General features: G+C 37.2%; 17 protein-coding genes. 12 read left to right on the top strand and 5 right to left on the bottom strand.

What is annotated here, in order from left to right:
• On the top strand, positions 1-271 hold a 271-nt coding region (locus A3EE_RS0118130), incomplete at its 5' end, for a transposase (protein WP_026209626.1).
• Positions 272-323: 52 nt separating this feature from the next.
• Here A3EE_RS0118130 and A3EE_RS0118125 read toward each other — a convergent pair.
• The gene (locus A3EE_RS0118125; protein WP_157447097.1) at positions 324-680 is read right to left on the bottom strand and encodes a DUF4296 domain-containing protein; all 357 of its coding nucleotides are present in this window, start codon (positions 678-680) and stop codon (positions 324-326) included.
• A 56-nt stretch (positions 681-736) separates the two neighbouring features.
• Here A3EE_RS0118125 and A3EE_RS0118120 point away from each other — a divergent pair, with 56 nt between their 5' ends.
• The 7 genes from A3EE_RS0118120 (at position 737) to A3EE_RS0118090 (ending at position 9,876) form a co-directional block, all read left to right on the top strand.
• Positions 737-1,627 carry a DUF58 domain-containing protein gene (locus A3EE_RS0118120; protein ID WP_018344861.1) on the top strand — a complete coding sequence of 297 codons (891 nt, stop codon included), beginning with the start codon at positions 737-739 and terminating at the stop codon, positions 1,625-1,627.
• Positions 1,620-2,510 carry a hypothetical protein gene (locus tag A3EE_RS0118115; RefSeq protein WP_157447096.1) on the top strand — a complete coding sequence of 297 codons (891 nt, stop codon included), beginning with the start codon at positions 1,620-1,622 and terminating at the stop codon, positions 2,508-2,510. Before A3EE_RS0118120 ends, A3EE_RS0118115 begins: the two co-directional genes overlap by 8 nt.
• Positions 2,503-3,558 carry a vWA domain-containing protein gene (locus tag A3EE_RS0118110; RefSeq protein WP_018344859.1) on the top strand — a complete coding sequence of 352 codons (1,056 nt, stop codon included), beginning with the start codon at positions 2,503-2,505 and terminating at the stop codon, positions 3,556-3,558. The genes A3EE_RS0118115 and A3EE_RS0118110 overlap by 8 nt, the downstream gene beginning before the upstream one ends.
• Positions 3,559-3,575: 17 nt before the next feature.
• On the top strand, positions 3,576-4,001 hold the full coding sequence (locus A3EE_RS0118105; RefSeq protein ID WP_018344858.1) for an SET domain-containing protein-lysine N-methyltransferase: 426 nt from the start codon (positions 3,576-3,578) through the stop codon (positions 3,999-4,001).
• A gap of 379 nt (positions 4,002-4,380) precedes the next feature.
• On the top strand, positions 4,381-5,460 hold the full coding sequence (locus A3EE_RS0118100; RefSeq protein ID WP_018344857.1) for an efflux RND transporter periplasmic adaptor subunit: 1,080 nt from the start codon (positions 4,381-4,383) through the stop codon (positions 5,458-5,460).
• Positions 5,457-8,549 (top strand): efflux RND transporter permease subunit, encoded by a 3,093-nt coding sequence (locus tag A3EE_RS0118095; RefSeq protein ID WP_018344856.1) that lies wholly within the window; start codon positions 5,457-5,459, stop codon positions 8,547-8,549. The genes A3EE_RS0118100 and A3EE_RS0118095 overlap by 4 nt, the downstream gene beginning before the upstream one ends.
• A 10-nt stretch (positions 8,550-8,559) precedes the next feature.
• Positions 8,560-9,876 (top strand): TolC family protein, encoded by a 1,317-nt coding sequence (locus A3EE_RS0118090; RefSeq protein WP_018344855.1) that lies wholly within the window; start codon positions 8,560-8,562, stop codon positions 9,874-9,876.
• Positions 9,877-10,089: 213 nt separating this feature from the next.
• Here the strand turns inward: A3EE_RS0118090 and A3EE_RS0118085 are convergent, their stop codons facing one another.
• Complete coding sequence (locus A3EE_RS0118085) at positions 10,090-11,631, bottom strand: GH3 family acyl-acid amido synthetase (RefSeq protein ID WP_018344854.1); 1,542 nt, start codon at positions 11,629-11,631, stop codon at positions 10,090-10,092.
• A gap of 58 nt (positions 11,632-11,689) precedes the next feature.
• Here A3EE_RS0118085 and A3EE_RS0118080 point away from each other — a divergent pair, with 58 nt between their 5' ends.
• Positions 11,690-12,355: a YggS family pyridoxal phosphate-dependent enzyme gene (locus A3EE_RS0118080; protein WP_018344853.1), complete on the top strand. Its 666-nt coding sequence runs from the start codon at positions 11,690-11,692 to the stop codon at positions 12,353-12,355.
• A gap of 341 nt (positions 12,356-12,696) precedes the next feature.
• A complete protein-coding gene (locus tag A3EE_RS0118075) occupies positions 12,697-13,074 on the top strand; it encodes a DUF423 domain-containing protein (RefSeq protein ID WP_018344852.1) in 378 nt (125 codons plus the stop codon).
• A 67-nt stretch (positions 13,075-13,141) separates the two neighbouring features.
• Here the strand turns inward: A3EE_RS0118075 and A3EE_RS0118070 are convergent, their stop codons facing one another.
• The 3 genes from A3EE_RS0118070 to A3EE_RS0118060 all read right to left on the bottom strand — a co-directional run bounded on the left by A3EE_RS0118070 (position 13,142) and on the right by A3EE_RS0118060 (position 15,635).
• Positions 13,142-13,579, bottom strand: coding sequence for a hypothetical protein (locus A3EE_RS0118070; protein WP_018344851.1), 438 nt, complete (start codon positions 13,577-13,579; stop codon positions 13,142-13,144).
• Between the two features lie 113 nt (positions 13,580-13,692).
• The gene (locus A3EE_RS0118065; protein ID WP_018344850.1) at positions 13,693-14,088 is read right to left on the bottom strand and encodes a DUF1573 domain-containing protein; all 396 of its coding nucleotides are present in this window, start codon (positions 14,086-14,088) and stop codon (positions 13,693-13,695) included.
• 146 nt (positions 14,089-14,234) lie between these two features.
• Complete coding sequence (locus tag A3EE_RS0118060) at positions 14,235-15,635, bottom strand: ATP-dependent DNA helicase (RefSeq protein ID WP_018344849.1); 1,401 nt, start codon at positions 15,633-15,635, stop codon at positions 14,235-14,237.
• A gap of 35 nt (positions 15,636-15,670) precedes the next feature.
• Here A3EE_RS0118060 and A3EE_RS0118055 point away from each other — a divergent pair, with 35 nt between their 5' ends.
• Both A3EE_RS0118055 and A3EE_RS0118050 read left to right on the top strand, forming a co-directional pair.
• A complete protein-coding gene (locus A3EE_RS0118055; protein ID WP_018344848.1) occupies positions 15,671-16,156 on the top strand; it encodes an NUDIX domain-containing protein in 486 nt (161 codons plus the stop codon).
• Positions 16,157-16,316: 160 nt separating this feature from the next.
• Complete coding sequence (locus tag A3EE_RS0118050; protein ID WP_018344847.1) at positions 16,317-17,219, top strand: DUF3822 family protein; 903 nt, start codon at positions 16,317-16,319, stop codon at positions 17,217-17,219.
• The last annotated feature ends 3 nt before the right edge of the window (positions 17,220-17,222 follow it).

The raw sequence follows: 17,222 nt of genomic DNA, 5'->3' as shown, positions 1-17,222 counted from the left end.
ATTTGAACATAGTTCAGGAACAAGCGTAAGAAAACGAACACATGTATCAAGAAAAGCAAATATGCGTATCAAATCAATATTACACATGGCAGCACTGGTTGCTATTCAATCAAATAAAGAAATTACAGAATTCTACGATCGTAAAATAAAACAAGGGAAAGCAAAAATGAATGTTATAAACGCTATTCGAAATAAATTAATACATCGTGTATTTGCATGCGTTAGAGATAATAGAAAATATGAATATATTTATACCAATGCACTTGCATAAACCATAGAAATCCACGGCGAGATGCGAGATTATTAACCAAAAATAAAATCCACTACTTCAAACTTCCTGTAGCTTCTTTCACCTTCAAACTATCGATCACAATTTCATACATGTGATCAAATTCCTTTGAATGTTTTGCGTAATAATCATAGCTATTCTGAAATTGTTTTTCTGTGATCTTGTGTTCTTTGAACAAATCTTCTTTGTAGTAGGCAAACAATTTCATCGAAGAATCGCGGTTGAAATTTTGTAAGGACAACGCCGATTCTGTGATGTGTACATCAATCAATACATCGATCATTTTCTCTTCCGAGATCAGATCATCCGGTTTCACATCCAGTTCCGTCTCTGAAGAGCAAGAGAACAGCACTGTAAAACCAAGGAGAATTATTAATTTAAAGTAGTTCAAAGCTGTGTATTTTTTACTAAAATCAGTTTTTTTATTGTATTTTTAAAATTGTTGCTATGAAAGTTTCTCTTAAAGATATTATCCGCAAGTTACGTAAATATGAGGTACGGATCCGCAAGGCTGTACATTCTCATATGCACGGCAATTACCATTCTATCTTTAAAGGCTCTGGCATAGAGTTTTCCGACTTGCGCGAATACCAATACGGCGACGATATACGCACCATAGACTGGAATGTGACAGCAAAAGGGCACGGCTCTTATGTACGTCTTTTTCAGGAAGATAAAGAACAGCACATTATTTTTTTAGTAGATGTCAGTTCTTCCTTGAATATAGGAAAAGACGATCAAACCAAGCTGGATATTATCAAAGAGATTACAGGAGTGCTGATGCTTTCTGCTGTAAAAGAAGGCTCCGAAATAGGTCTTGTCTGTTACTCCGATAAAAAAGAATTGTATGTTGCCCCGAATAAGGGTGTTAAACATGCCTATTACCTCATTAACAAACTCTTTTCGTTAGAGAGCGAATCCAAATTAACCGATCTCAATAAAGCAACACAGTACACCCTATCCATTCTGAAACGTAAGAGTATTGTGATTGTGTTGTCTGATTTTATTGATGAGAACTACGATAAAAATTTAGTCAGCTTGAGTAAGAAACACGATCTGGTACTTATACAAATTCAGGATACCAGAGAAATGCTTTTGCCATCTATGGGAATTATTCCACTGTTAGATACTGAAACAAATAAAACCATTTGGGTGAATTCATCCTCTAAAACGTTTCGTATAACAATGGAAAAACGCTTGCAGGCGATTCAGGAAAAACTGGAAAACTTCAGCAAGTCGAATGAAGCAAACTATACCTGCATCAAAACCCATGAAGATTACATCATCAAATTAGTTGAATTATTTAGAGTACGAAATTTCCATAAAAAAAGTGCGTAACCTATTTATTTTTCTATTCTTGTTTTCTATTGGCTCTGTATCTGCACAGCAACCTGAGAATTATAACGTCAGTTCTTCTTTTGAAGAAGATAGCTTTCGTGTGGGACAATATCTGCATTACCGATTAAGCATTACTTATCCGAAAGAGCGTGTTGCAATCATCCCGGATTCTGCATTCAACTACTTCCCTTTTGAATACATCAGCAAAACTTATTATCCTACACGAACAGATTCGTTGTATGCATACGACAGCATCATCTATACGCTGGCCAGTTATGAAACAATGAAAACGCAGCGACTGAGTTTGCCCGTTTCTTTTTTCATCAATAAAGACACAATAAAACTGATTTCAACAATCGATAGTGTTTCGATCATACGGCTTATTGCTACCGGAGCCGAAAAAGATGTACAAGCAGATGCCGGATTATTACCCATCCTAAAGAAATTCAATTACCCTTATCTGATTGCATGGACAATCAGTCTCTCTTTTATTCTATTCATCTTGTATAAGATTTTTGGCAAGATCTTTATCAAACGCTATAAGCTTATTATACTAAGTGCTACACACAATAAATTTATCAAAGAATACGAATCGCTGGCAACCAGATTTAAAACTACCGCAGATCTGCGAATCATCGAACAGACATTAGCGATCTGGAAAAATTATTTGACACGTCTCGAAAACAAACCGATCAATACGTTCACAACAAAAGAACTGATCTTATTGTACGACCAGGAAGAACTGGAATCAACGCTTCAATCGCTTGATAGAAACGTATATGGTGGTGTTGTTACACAAGATACCAACGACGCCTTACAAACAATCAAACGTTTTACACACAGAAGATTTCAACTTCGAAGAAGAGAAGTAGCCAATGGATAATTTTCAGTACGATATTAATCAATGGTATGTGCTTTACTACTGGCTGAAACCTGAAGTATTAAGAAGTTATATATGGGAAAATCCGATATACCTCTATGGCATCATCGGAACACCGTTATTATTGGTACTGCGCTGGTTAATCTATTATCGATTCAGAAAAAAATATAAAGTAGCGTTAAACAAACGTGAGACCAAGTCATTAAATCTGATTCAGATCTTACGATTTATACCTCTTTCGCTCCTACTCATTTCAATTTCATTTCTATTGGTTGCAATTGCACGTCCTCAAAAGAGTAACGAAACAAATACACAATACACCGAAGGAATAAATATTGTCTTTGCAATGGATATATCTGAATCTATGAAAATAACAGATATTCATCCAAGCAGATTTGATGCTGCAAAACAGATTTGCAGCGACATCATCAAAGAACGTAACTCCGATCGGATTGGCATTGTTATATTTTCAGGAGAGGCAGTTACCTTATCTCCTTTAACAAACGACTATACATTGTTGATCGATAAGCTCGACGAATTAAGACAAAACAAATCGATTCCTTCCGGAACGGCAATTGGCTCTGCACTTGGAACGGCTATAAACCGTTTAAAAAATACCAAGACACCTGAACGTCTTATCATCCTGATCAGCGATGGGGAAAATACTGCCGGCTTAATGGATCCGGCAACTGCAGCAGAATTATGTCTGGAATACAACATCAAGATCTATTGTATTGGTTTAGGCAAGGATGGTACACATCAATTTAAAGATGAAGATGGAACCACACATTATGTGGAAAGTAAATTGGATGAAACGACCTTAAAAAATATTTCATCCATTACGAAAGGTGAATTTTACAGAGCGTTTAATACAAAAAGTTTAAAGGAAATTACAGAAAGCATCAACCAGCTTGAAAAGGGTAAAGTTGTTCAATTGCATTATACAGATATAAAAGATTTTTATACCATTTACCTAAAATGGGCCGTAGTGTTTTTCCTCCTATGGACAGCAACACGCATTACCTTCTTAAATAATTTTTTAGAAGACTAACCCTTCAACCTATTTACATGCCAGACACGATTGATGTACCCGAAGCAAGATATTTATATGTTCAGTCCTCTCAAATACCTAATGCCGGTAATGGATTATTCAGTTCAATTGATATTTTTAAAGATGAAGTAATTTCTATTTTTAAAGGAGAAACACTGAGCGATAAAGAAGCTGCGAAACGTGCGAAGAAGAAGGAAGACGGTTATTTTATCAACATGCTTGATGGGACAATCTTAGATTCGAAACATGTTTCCTGCTTTGCAAAATATGCAAACGATTCTCAAGGATTAAAAAAATCTGCATTCCCATATAATGCCGAAATCGGATTGAATGATGAGGAAGAAGTTTGTCTTATCGCCATAAAAAAAATAAAACCGGGTGAAGAAATTTTCTGCAGCTATGGAAAAAAATACTGGCAGAAATTTAAGAAACAAAATCTTTAGGGTCTATCTAATCCGTTCAACAGTTCGTGCTCCAATTTATATGTTTAAGCAGTCGTCAGACTACTGGAAAAAGTTGTCGGATGCCTTTATAACTAGAATCATTACTTTTCAAATTAAAGCTTATTGAATTTTAGACTCCAATTTGAGGTATACAATCGAATTAATACATACCTTCTATCATACAAATAGCTCAATTCGTCTATTTCTGCATAAAAATTAAAGACGAATTATTAAATTTATTTAACGAATTTAACTAAACAAAGATATAAGTGGTCGGATGGTACAAAGCTATCTAACTACTTGTTTAACATCATTCGTCAGACCACTTTTTTGTGATCCGACGAATTTAGCAACTAACCGTTATTCATTACACGTCCATATGAAATTAAAATTTGTAGTATATGCCCTTATCATTATAGGGATTGCAGCGCTCATCTATTACCGTGTTGTTAAAAACAAAGAGATAAACGATGGCGGTAAATCTCAGGGAATATCCGATAAAGCCATCGGTGTAAATGGCATTGTATTGCAACCACAAGAGTTTTCAAATACGATTTTGATTTCAGGTTCTATTGGTGCCAACGAACAGGTACAAATCCGCAGTCAGGTTACTGGGATTATTACTCATATTTATTTCAATGAAGGCAGTACAGTAAAGCAAGGTCAATCCCTTGTTAAAATAGACGATGCGGAACTTCAGGCACAGCTTTCAGAATTATTGATCCGCGAAAATCTAGCATCCGAAAATGAACAGCGTGCAAAATCTCTTTTGCAAAAAGAAGGCATCAGCAAAGAAGAATACGAAATTACCTTATCTGCATTAAAGTCGCTGCAGGCACAGTCGCAGATCATACGCACGCAGATCTCAAAAACAATTATTAAAGCCCCGTTTGATGGTACGATTGGATTGAGAAATGTATCTGTAGGAGAATATGTAACGACGGACATTGTCATTGCCAATCTTGTAAACATCAATCCGGTAAAAATTACGTTTTCAGTTCCTGAGAAATATGCTTCAAGCATGAAAGTAAATACAAAGGTACGTTTCACATTTGCCGGATCGGGTAAAACATATACCGCAATCATCTATGCAATCGAACCAGGGATTGACGAAGTAACACGCACCATACAATTACGTGCAAAAGCATCAAACAACGATGGCGCATTATTACCGGGTTCATTTGCAAACATTGAATTACCTTTAACAACCATTAAAGACGCATTGCTTATTCCCACAGAAGCCGTAATACCGATTCAGGATGGGAAAAAAGTTTTCATTGTTAAAAACGGAAAAGCAAAAGAAGCAATTATTAAAACAACTTCCCGAACAGATAAAGACTTACTTGTTTTATCAGGTCTTCAGGCAGGAGACACCGTATTAACTACCGGTGTCATGTCTATGAAACAGGGAACATCTGTAAAAGTAAAGATTACAAACGCTGACCAACACGTGCAATGAGTTTATCTAGTATAAGTATTAAACGTCCGGTATTTACGATTGTAATCAATCTTATTCTGATTCTTTTTGGAGTGATCGGTTATACCTATTTAGGGATACGTGAATATCCATCGATCGACCCTGCAACGATTTCCGTTCGTACCAGTTACTCCGGTGCCAATGCAGATATTATTGAATCACAAATTACTGAACCACTTGAAAAATCAATCAATGCAATAGACGGCATTCGTAATATTTCTTCTTCAAGCAGTCAGGGAACAAGCAATATTACGATCGAATTTAATTTAGATAAAAATTTAGAAGAAGCAGCAAATGATGTACGAGACAAGGTTTCACAAGCTACACGTAGTCTTCCTCTGGATATCGATGCTCCTCCTGTTGTATCAAAAGCAGATGCAGATTCTCAGCCAATCATTATCCTTACTGTACGAAGTGAAACAAGGGATGTATTACAATTGAGTGATTATGCAGAAAACTCAATTGCACAAAAACTACAAACAATTCCAGGAGTAAGCGGCATACAAATATATGGTCAGAAAAAATACGCTATGCGTTTATGGATAGACCCTTCAAAACTCAGCGCTTACGGATTAACGGTTGCTGAAATTAAAGCTTCGTTGAATAAAGAGAACGTTCAGCTCCCTTCAGGAAAAATTACGGGGGCAAATACTGAATTGAGTGTAAATACAATTGGCAATCTTGCCACAGCCGAACAGTTTAAAAATCTGATCATCCGTACACAAGGAGATAAGATTGTCCGCTTCAGTGATATTGGTACTGTAGACTTAGGACCTGAAAATCTTGAAACACAAATGACAGAATCCGGAACACCCATGGTAGCTCTCGCAATCACACCCCAGCCCGGAACAAATTATTTAGATATTTCCAATGCATTTTATATTCAATTAGAAAAACTAAAAAAAGAACTTCCACCAGATCTTGACTTAAACGTTGCCGTTGACAATACCTTATTCATCAAACAATCTGTTACAGAAGTTGCTGAAACTATTTTGATCTCACTGATACTTGTTATCATTATTATCTATTTATTCTTCCGGGATTGGGGTGTAGCATTTAGACCGTTGATTGATATTCCGGTATCGTTGATTGCCACATTCTTCATTATGTACCTCTGCGGATTTTCTGTCAATGTACTAACCTTACTTGCAATTGTATTGGCAACAGGACTTGTAGTAGATGATGGTATTGTTGTAACAGAAAATATTTACAAAAAAGTTGAAGAAGGTATGTCCCCTATCCAGGCTGCCATCAAAGGTTCTAATGAAATATTGATTCCGGTTATTTCAATTTCCATTACACTTGCTGCCGTATTTCTTCCTGTTATTTTCTTACAGGGATTTGTCGGACAACTCTTCCGGGAATTTGGTATTGTGATCGCATCGGCTGTATTAATCTCTGCATTTGTTTCATTGACATTAACACCAATGCTAAATGCCTACTTGATGAAAGGCGGCGTACATAAAAAGTCTAAATTCTATAATTGGACAGAACCGTTCTTTGTCAAAATGAATGCAGGCTATGCAGAACGTTTGGCAACATTCATGAAATATAAATGGCTCAGCTTCCCGATAATTATTGCTTGTATTGGTTTGATCATGCTATTCTTCACACTGTTAAAAAAAGAAACCGCCCCTTATGACGACCGCAGTTCGCTGCGCGTACAGGTGACCACGCCTGAAGGAGCTAGCTACGATTATACCGATCGGTTTATGAAAGAAATGACACAATTGGTTAATGATTCCTTTCCAGAAAAAACAATAAACCTCGTAATCACATCGCCTGGTTTTGGCTCTTCTTCTGTTAATAGTGGTCGAATGATTCTTTCTTTGACACAGCCCCATGAACGTAAGCGTTCACAAACACAAATTGCAAATGCATTAACCAAGATTACAAAAAAATATTCCGAAGCACGCACAACTGTTACTGAACAACCAACCATAGCTGTAAATAAAAAAGGTGGCCTACCTATACAATATGTTATCAAAGCACCGAATTTTGAAAAGCTAAAAGAAAAAATTCCGGAATTCATGAATGCGGTAAACGATGACCCGACATTCTCTACAAGCGATGTGAATTTAAAATTCAACAAACCGGAATTAAATGTTACCATAGATCGAAACAAAGCACAAAGTCTTGGAGTCTCTGTATTGGATGTAGCACAGACCTTACAATTATCTTTAAGCGGACAACGTTTCGCTTATTTTTATATGAATGGAAAACAATATCAAGTAATTGCACAATTCGACAAAATTGATCGGAATGCGCCTATTGATCTAACTTCCATTTTTGTTAAAAGCAGCAGCGGTCAGCTTATACAGTTAGACAATCTGGTTACCATCAACGAGCACAGCAGCCCGCCACAGTTGTACCATTCAGACAGAAATATGTCGGCTACCATTTCAGCAGGCTTAGCACCGGGAAAAAGTATCGGAGATGGAATTGATGCCATGGATAGAATTGCAGAAAAAGTATTGGATGAAACATTTACAACCGATCTGGCAGGCGAATCCAGAGACTTTGTAGAGAGTGGATCAAACACATTGTTCGCATTCAGTTTGGCTTTGCTTCTTATTTATTTGATACTGGCTGCACAATTTGAAAGTTTTATAGATCCGTTCATCATTATCCTTACGGTGCCCATGGCCGTTGGCGGTGCATTGTTCTCATTGTGGCTCTTCGGACAAACATGGAACATCTTCAGTCAGATCGGAACCATTATGTTGATCGGTCTTGTAACGAAGAATGGTATTTTGATTGTTGAATTTGCCAATCAATTAAAGGAACAAGGCAAATCAAAAGCGGAAGCCATACTTGAAGCTGCAGAAGCCCGTTTACGTCCGATCTTAATGACCAGCTTAGCGATTGCATTAGGAGCATTACCCATTGCACTTGCATTGGGAGCTGCCGCTAAAAGCCGGGTCGGTATGGGAGTTGTAATTGTCGGCGGAACAATGTTCTCCCTGGTACTTACTTTATTTGTAATACCTGCTATTTACGCCATGTGGTCTAAAGAACATAAACACACCAAAGAACTGGAAGAAGCAATTGCTTTAGAAAAGAATATATAATGCACCTATTATGAATCAACGAATCTTATTACTGTCCGTACTTTTCTATGCTGTGTTTTTACAGCTAGCAACTGCACAGACACAACAAATCTTAACGTTGGAAGAAGCCATACAAATGACGTTAGAAAATAACTACAACATCAAACTCATCGCTAATAACCTTGAAGTTGCTAAAAATAATGTAAATCCCGGTGTAGCTGGTGCTTTACCTTATCTGGGCGGTACACTGAACAATAGCGGAAGCATTCAGGACAGCAGACAGGTGCAGGCTGATGGTACTGTAAAATCAAAAGATGGTGCACACAATACCAATCTGAATTATGGTGTAGGTTTAACATGGACCATTTTTGACGGGCTTGGTATGTTTGCACGTTACGATCAATTACAGGAACTTGAAAAATTTGGGAAAGAAAATTTACAGGTTGCAATCATGGCAAATGTTGCAGCAGTAACTTCAACCTACTACAACCTGGTACAGCAGCAGCAGCAGCTCTATGCCTATGATACAGCTATTTTTATTTCAAAACAACGATTGGAGTTTGCAAAAAACAGATATGAAGTAGGGAAAGCCGCAAAGCTTGAAGTATTAAATGCCGAAGTAGATATGAATACAGATACAACTAATCTGGTTCGTCAGCAGGAGTTGTATAACAATACACAAACTTATTTAAATCAGCTGATGGCGAGAGATGCAGGTATTCGTTTCAGAGTAACAAATGACATTCCGGTTGATAATACCTTATTGCTTCAAACATTAACAGACCAGACCTTAAAACACAACCCATCTCTTCAGGCAGCCATCATAAATAAACGTATTGCAGAACTGGATCTTAAAATTGTAAAAGCATATAGATACCCAACAGTCAATGTAAATTCAGGATACAACTTTACAAATTCAACTTCGGCTTTGGGATTTGCTACACAAACATCCGGGAAAGGGTTTACGTATGGAGTTACGGCAACCGTACCTATTTTTAATGGCTTCACTCAAAACATCAGCGAACACAACGCTAAAATACTTGTAAATAGTGCTGAGCTGCAATACGAACAATTAAATCAAACGATCTTAGCACAACTTACATCGGCTTATCAGACATACACCACAAGTCTGGTACTTGTAAAAATGGAAGAACGCAATCAACGTATTGCACGGGAAAACCTTGAAATAACGATTGAAAAATTTAAACTTGGCAGCATTACAACGGTTGAATTCAGAGCTGCACAACTAAACTACATCAATGCTACCGTGCGTTACAGCACAGCGCAATACAATGCAAAGGTTGCTGAAGTGAATTTAAGTCAGATCTCCGGAACGATGGAATACTAATTATTGATGTGTACAATTTGATGCCGTTGTTGGTGTTTCCGCCAGATATATTGATTATATAATGAGCAAATAACAACGCGGACCAACAACAACCTACTGCTCTATAATAATTCACAATTGTTGGTGGTCTGCAAAAATAACCTATCAATATCGTATCATTTGTTCAGGCAGAAACACCAACAATAGCACCCCTAGCGCTAAAATCAGATGTGACTACTTCTGTTCAATATACACGCACCAATCTTCATACAGCTTTTTATTCAATACACGAGGGAATTTATTTTGTCCTCCCTCCTTGCCTCTATATTTAAGCCATTCGTAAAATACAGTGCTGGGCAGTACCTTAACAAAAATTTCTTTTAAAGCAGAAGTGCGTTCAACTCTGTAATCGTCATTCAATTCTTTCAGTTTTACATCTAATAGATTAGTCAGTAAAGCTGTATTCACAACATTATCCGTACCGATATACCATTGATGTGCAAACAGCGTCCCATGCGGAATACCAGCTACGGTAAATTCCTTTATAGTGATGTTCAATTCTTCTGAAACCAGCTGAATGGCATGGTTCATATTATCAACCGAAAGATGTTCGCCACACAGACTTATATAATGTTTCGTTCTTCCTGTTATAATAATCTCTGTATTGGCTTTATCTACAAACCGAATCACATCTCCGATCACATAGCGCCATGTACCGGCGCAGGTTGATAATAAAATAACATAATCAATTCCTTCTTCAACTTCATCGATCATCAACGTTTTTGGATTGATTACGATGTCTCCTGAGGCTGTTATATTCTGTTCGTTATAAGGTATAAATTCGAAAAAAATTCCATTGTTTAACACCAGCTTCATCCCTTTCCTACCCGGTCCTGCCTGATATGCAATGAAGCCTTCTGATGCCAGATAGGTTTCAATATAAATAATCGGCTTTGCCAATAAGCGTTCAAAGCCTTTCTTGTAAGGTTGAAACGAAACTCCACCATGAACAAATACCGATAGATTCGGCCAAATATCGTGAATGGTTTCAACCTGATATTTTTCAATAATACGTTCGATCAAAATCTGCAACCAGGCCGGTACGCCAACAATGAAGCCGATATCCCACTTCGGAGCAGATTCCACAATTTCATTCAGCTTGCTTTCCCAGTCTCTATTGCGTGCGATCTTTGAACCGGGTTTATAAAAATATTGAAACCAGAATGGAATCTTGCTTGCCTGAATACCGCTCAGATCTCCTTCGTAATACGTTTCAGTTTTATGCAGATGTGTACTACCGCCAAGCATCAATATGCCCTTACCTAATAACTCTTTCGGAAGTTTATATTGCACCAACGATAACAATTGACGGATACCGATTTTTTTATTCGCCTTTAAAAATTCTTTTGTAATGGGAATGTATTTGGTTGCAGCTTCCGATGTACCGGAGCTCAATGCAAAATATTTAATGGTGCCCGGCCAGGTTACATTGGGCTCTCCCGCTTTTGAACGATGCCACCATTCCGAATAAATTTTATTGTAGGAATAAACAGGAACTCTGCGTTTGTAAAAATTATAAAAATTCCTTTTCTCGGTAGATTTAAACTGCTCTAAAATTTCATAAAAATCATGGTATAGGCCCAATTCAGTGTGTACACTGGTCTTTAAGAGTTTTTTTAATACCTTCCGTTGTTGATTAAATGGGTCGCGCTTTTTTTTATTTGGTAATGTGCTTAATTTTATTGCTCTTGTAAATAACTTCCCCAATAAATCCATAGATAATACGTGTTAATAGTTGAAATTTAACACCTATAGATCAAGCCAGTGTTAAATTATGATAAACAAATCCGTATTAGAAGAAATAAAACATAATTTACAGCAGTACAATACCAAACTTATTGCCGTTACCAAAACGCATCCCGTTGAAACGCTGCAGGAAGCATATAATATTGGCTTACGCGTCTTTGGTGAAAATAAAGTACAGGAATTGGTAGCAAAAGCTGAGGTATTGCCAAGCGATATTGAATGGCATCTGATCGGTCATTTACAAAGCAACAAGGTAAAATACATTGCACCGTTTGTACATATGATCCATTCGGTGGATAGTCTTAAGTTGCTTCAGGAAATTAATAAAGAAGCAAAAAAAAATAACCGCATCATCAAGTGTCTGCTTCAGGTATACATTGCCAAAGAGGAAACAAAATTCGGTCTGGATATAGCAGAATTAACAGCGCTTTTAGCAGACCCGCAATTCAATGAACTTGAGAATATCAGCATCGAAGGATTGATGGGAATGGCAACCAATACAGACAAGGAAACAATTATTCAGAACGAATTTCAATCATTGAATAAATTATTCAAAACACTTTCTACAACCGTTCATAGAAAAAATATAAACTGGAAAGAAGTTTCGATGGGCATGACCTCCGATTACAAGATTGCGATAGAGCAAGGCAGTACAATGGTACGGATCGGCAGTGCGATATTTGGTGGAAGGTAGTTGTAAGTAGACAGTAGACAGTAGACAGTAGACAGTAGACAGTAGACAGTAGACAGTAGACAGTAGACAGTCTTGGGGCGATGCCCCAAGTTTTGATATGAAAGGCTTACAGCCTTTTAGCTGTTGTTGGTGTTTCTGCATGAACAAATGAAATGATATTGGTAGCGCGTTTGCGCAGACCACCAACAACTATGGTTAGATTAACTATTAAAAGCAGCGGGTTGTTGGTAGCCCGCGTTGTCCTATGTTCGTTAAACCATCGGCAGAGCTGGCGGGAATACCAACAACAGCAGTACGTTTTAAGAAACAATTCATAATTTATAACTCACAATTTCAAAAATATGTTACATAAAACATTCTTACTTGCAGGCAGTATTTTCGCAGGCTTAGGCGTTGCGATCGGTGCATTCGGTGCACATAAATTAAAAGATTTTTTACTTCAAACCGGAAGAACAGAGACATTTGAGAAAGCAGTGATGTATCAGTTCTATCACAGCTTTGCCTTATTAATTGTTGGCTTATTAATTCTGCAGACACAATTCAATAGCAAATATTTAACCTATGCAGGTTATAGCTTCATTGCAGGTATTTTGATCTTCTCCGGTTCGCTTTATATCTTATGCTTAACAGAAACTCCGAAGTGGGGAGCTGTCACTCCGATTGGAGGCGTATGCATGATTGCCGGCTGGGTATTGGTGGCTATGAGTTTTTTGAAGTAGGTACTAGTTTCTAGGTACTAGTTGCTAGATAGTGACTAGTACCATCTACTAGACTGAGAAATAGATTTTATTTTTTTGTTAGAATTAAATTTAATATTGTCTTATTTTTATTTCTAAATCCATCATCAATAATTCTTAAAAAGAATACTGAATTGTCAGCCTTTACAATAAATTTCATAATTTGAACTTTATCATATTGTTTCCTAATGCCATTTGACATTTCATTTGTTACAGTAATTGTAAGAGTATCACCATTCAACTTCCAACGTCCATTTTCATCTGCAACAAGTGTATCTCGTCCATAGTTCTCATTTCCACTTTTCAATTGATTAAATTCTCCATTATCCTTTAATTGCCATATATCGTGAAACTTTTCAGTATTGCTACTATCTGTCACTATCCAAATTCCAACTAAGAATACATCAGATTCTTTAATTCTTTCATCCTGTGAAAAGCATGTTACCCAAGAAATATAATAAATAAAAAATAACAGATTCTTTTTCATATTATAATACAGAATACTAATAAATAGTCAACCCTATTATCCCTGCTGTTCGTCTAGCAACTAGTACCTAGCAACTCGAAACTTTTTACTAAAAACTGACCACTGACCACTAATTAAGGTATTACATTCACACGGATCTGAAGATATTCTGCGGGTTCGTTATTGGGTAATACTGCATTCGACAAAATAGTAAGCGTCTTATTGACTACACCCATTTTGCCTGTAGAATCAAACTGTACAGTAATCGTTGCAGTCGCTCCCGGCGCAACAACCTTTTCATAATCCTTAGGAACGGTACAGCCGCAAGAACTGACAACGTTACTTATTTTTAATGTATCGGTACCTGTGTTTTTATATTTAAAGGTATGTGTTACCTTCTGCCCTTGCTTTACATCGCCAAAGTCAAATGATTTTTCTTCAAACGACATAACCGGACTTTTAACCAATGTTTGAGCAAAAACAACGGTCGAGAAAACAATTCCCAGAGTAAATAAAATGATCTTTTTCATATATCTAATTTAATCTATTTATAGTGGTTACAATAACTGAGCCAAGATAGTTGCTAGGTACTAGTTTCTAGTTTCCAGACCAAGGAAATAGGAGTTCTGCTACGGTTATTTTCCTCGTCTAGCGACTAGAAACTAGTAGCTGGAAACTAACTCTCAAAGAACCTCGGATGAAAATTCACCAGAAATACCTGACTTTTACCACGTGTAATGGCCGTATACAACCAACGTAAAAACTCCACATCTATTTTATCGTCTGTCAAATATCCTTGCTCAATGAACACCGTCTCCCATTGTCCGCCTTGTGCCTTATGGCACGTCAGCGCATAGGCAAACTTCACCTGCAATGCAGTTAAAAACGGGTCCTTTCGAATAGCTTCTAACCGATCCTGTTTGTTTGTTATATCGGCATATTCTTTTTCAACTTCTGTATACAATTCCTGCATCTTATCTTTTTCAAGATTTGGTGTTGCAGAATACAATGTGTCTAATAATATTTTTAATTGAAAATTTCCGAACTCCGGAAAATCCCTGAACACCGCTTCGATGTCTGCAAACCGAAAACCATACTGATCCTGATACCGCAGCACTTTACGAATCTCCAGAAAATCACCATTCGCAATAAAACCCGATGAAATATTGGGCGGCAGTATGGTATAATTATTCCGAACTGACATCAATAGATCGCCTGCATCCAGTTCATTCTCTGTAAAAAAGATTGCCTGCCGGATATAGCGATTGTAACCCGTTGCGGACTTATTGCTTCTACACACCACAATCGTTTCTTCTCTTCCGAAATGATCGTATGCATAACGCAATCCATCTTCCAAACGATCGGATGTCATTTTATAAAAATCTTTGAAGCCGGTTGTAAACTGAATGGTAGTAGCACTGTTGCGAATGTCGTTTCGCAATTTTGTTGCATTGTATAAGATGCCGGATGTTTGTGCCTGTCGCACCACATCGGTCAATTCAATCTCTGAAAGATCGATGGAGAAATGTGATTCCAGATAGCGTTTATCCAATGCCGGACTGATCTGCTTACCTACAGGCGGTAGCTGAGCTGTATCGCCGCAGAGGATAAGCCGGTTATTTTTCTGTTCAAATACATACGAAATCAGATCACTCAATAAACCATTGCCCCCAAACTCACTGTCATCACTCAGCATCGATGCCTCATCCACAATAAAGATTGTGTTAGCAAACATGTTTCTTTTTCTGGAAAAAAATATTCCTCCCCCGCTACCTGTTTCTTTGCGGTATATGTGTCTATGAATGGTTGCTGCTGTTTGTCCGGAGTACGAAGACATCACCTTTGCAGCTCTACCCGTTGGCGCTAATAAAATTGTTTGAAAGCGATTCTTGGGTATGGCACGTACAAGTGCGCTTAACAAGGTTGTTTTCCCAGTACCCGCATATCCTCTTAATAAAAGCGAAAAGTTGTTTGTACCTTTGCTTTCAACCAATTGCTCCATCAGTTCAATCGCTTTTGCCTGGCTGTTGGTTGGTGCTGCAGGTAATCCTGCAATAATGGAATGCGATAGAGACACGTGTTGTTGGTTAAGGTTTACTAAATTGCAAAAGTATGGAAGAAATAAAAAATGAAATCATCCACAGTTTTGGTAACAAGCTACGTATCAGAGCATGCGGCATATGCATGGAGGATAATAAAATTCTATTGGTAAAACACCATTCTTTAGGTAAAGGCGGAATCTTATGGGCGCCACCCGGTGGTGGAATGGTATTTGGGGAAACCACTGTGGAAGCCCTGAAAAGAGAATTCATAGAAGAAACCGGCTTAACAATTTCAGTAGAAAAATTTCTTTGCGTAAATGAATATTTAGCTGCACCGCTTCATGCTATTGAATTGTTTTTTCTGGTAAAAAAAACAGACGGAACGCTTAAAACAGGCGTAGATCCTGAACTACATAAAGACCGGCAAATTATTACCCAGGTAGAATGGTTGAGTTTTGACGAATTGAATCAGCTTCCTGCCGAAGCTGTTCACAGTCTGCTGCATGGTATAAAAACGCCGGCAGATCTTCTTCATCGCACAGGCTATTTCAGCTAGGCGCTGTTATTTCGTATTAATGATTTGGATTTATCAACATATTTATCCACATTATTGTTATAGTCCAATAAATGACTTAATTTTAAAGAATTTAGAATAAAAAAAGGCTCTAGAATCCAATTTTAACCAATCGACTTGTTCACATTCTTAGGTGTATAACATGATTTCAGAAATTACTGTACGTTATAAATTAAGTAATTCAATTAAGGACAGCACACGTTTTGAAACAGACAATCTTGCAAAATATCATTTGTCTTTTCAAATCAATTTTGAGTTGTTCCGGATCTGTGTCATCGATAGTGAAACAAACCGTTGCCTTTTATTAGAAGACTATAGCCTCAGCAACATTTTCTCAACAGCTGATCTATTGGAACAATTGGATCTGCTTTTTGAAGATCACGTATTGATCAAAGCAGGCTTTTGGAAATCCATTACTGTAGGCATTAAGAATACACAATTCTCCCTTGTTCCTGAATCGTTATTTGAGAAAGATTATTTGAAAGAATATCTTTCGTTGAATACGACGCTGGATAAAGAGCCTGATGAAAACTATCATTACTTCGAACAAAAAAACACTGAAGCTGTAAACGTTTTTGCTACCAACGACCGTTTGACAAATTGGTTTAAAGCAAAGTATCCGTTAAAACAAATACGCTTTGTACATCACACAGCTCCTATGATTGAAGGTATCATGCTTCAAAAAGAAGAGGTCAAAAATGAACAATCTGTTTTTGTATTGGTGGAACAATACTTTTTAACGATCGTTGTAAAACAAGGAAAAAAATTAATGTTTTGTAACAGCTTCACGTTTAATACAAGTGAAGATTTCGTTTATTTTATTCTCTTTGTTTTTGATCAGCTTGGTTTGAATCCTGAAAAATGCCCGGTAGTTGTTTTCGGCGAGATCACACACGATTCAGAATCTTTTAGTAAATTATACAAATATATCAGACAGCTTTCTTTTGGTTCTAAACCGGAGCTGGTTCGTTTCGGATATCAATTCGATGAAGTATTTGATCACCGTTACTTCGATTTGTATAACATGCATTTGTGCCAGGGCTAAACA

It is taken from the genome of Cytophaga aurantiaca DSM 3654 (assembly GCF_000379725.1).
GTDB classification, from domain to species: domain Bacteria; phylum Bacteroidota; class Bacteroidia; order Cytophagales; family Cytophagaceae; genus Cytophaga; species Cytophaga aurantiaca.
Note: the sequence above shows the minus strand (reverse complement) of the source record. Positions and strands in the feature narration are given on the sequence as shown.

Excerpts from the sequence above, each read along its gene's own strand:
- A3EE_RS0118065 (WP_018344850.1), bottom strand. The coding sequence starts at position 14,088 with ATGAAAAAGATCATTTTATTTACTCTGGGAATTGTTTTCTCGACCGTT.
- A3EE_RS0118100 (WP_018344857.1), top strand. The coding sequence starts at position 4,381 with ATGAAATTAAAATTTGTAGTATATGCCCTTATCATTATAGGGATTGCA.
- A3EE_RS0118080 (WP_018344853.1), top strand. The coding sequence starts at position 11,690 with ATGATAAACAAATCCGTATTAGAAGAAATAAAACATAATTTACAGCAG.
- A3EE_RS0118050 (WP_018344847.1), top strand. The coding sequence starts at position 16,317 with ATGATTTCAGAAATTACTGTACGTTATAAATTAAGTAATTCAATTAAG.
- A3EE_RS0118055 (WP_018344848.1), top strand. The coding sequence starts at position 15,671 with ATGGAAGAAATAAAAAATGAAATCATCCACAGTTTTGGTAACAAGCTA.
- A3EE_RS0118070 (WP_018344851.1), bottom strand. The coding sequence starts at position 13,579 with ATGAAAAAGAATCTGTTATTTTTTATTTATTATATTTCTTGGGTAACA.
- A3EE_RS0118110 (WP_018344859.1), top strand. The coding sequence starts at position 2,503 with ATGGATAATTTTCAGTACGATATTAATCAATGGTATGTGCTTTACTAC.
- A3EE_RS0118105 (WP_018344858.1), top strand. The coding sequence starts at position 3,576 with ATGCCAGACACGATTGATGTACCCGAAGCAAGATATTTATATGTTCAG.
- A3EE_RS0118090 (WP_018344855.1), top strand. The coding sequence starts at position 8,560 with ATGAATCAACGAATCTTATTACTGTCCGTACTTTTCTATGCTGTGTTT.
- A3EE_RS0118120 (WP_018344861.1), top strand. The coding sequence starts at position 737 with ATGAAAGTTTCTCTTAAAGATATTATCCGCAAGTTACGTAAATATGAG.
- A3EE_RS0118095 (WP_018344856.1), top strand. The coding sequence starts at position 5,457 with ATGAGTTTATCTAGTATAAGTATTAAACGTCCGGTATTTACGATTGTA.
- A3EE_RS0118085 (WP_018344854.1), bottom strand. The coding sequence starts at position 11,631 with ATGGATTTATTGGGGAAGTTATTTACAAGAGCAATAAAATTAAGCACA.
- A3EE_RS0118075 (WP_018344852.1), top strand. The coding sequence starts at position 12,697 with ATGTTACATAAAACATTCTTACTTGCAGGCAGTATTTTCGCAGGCTTA.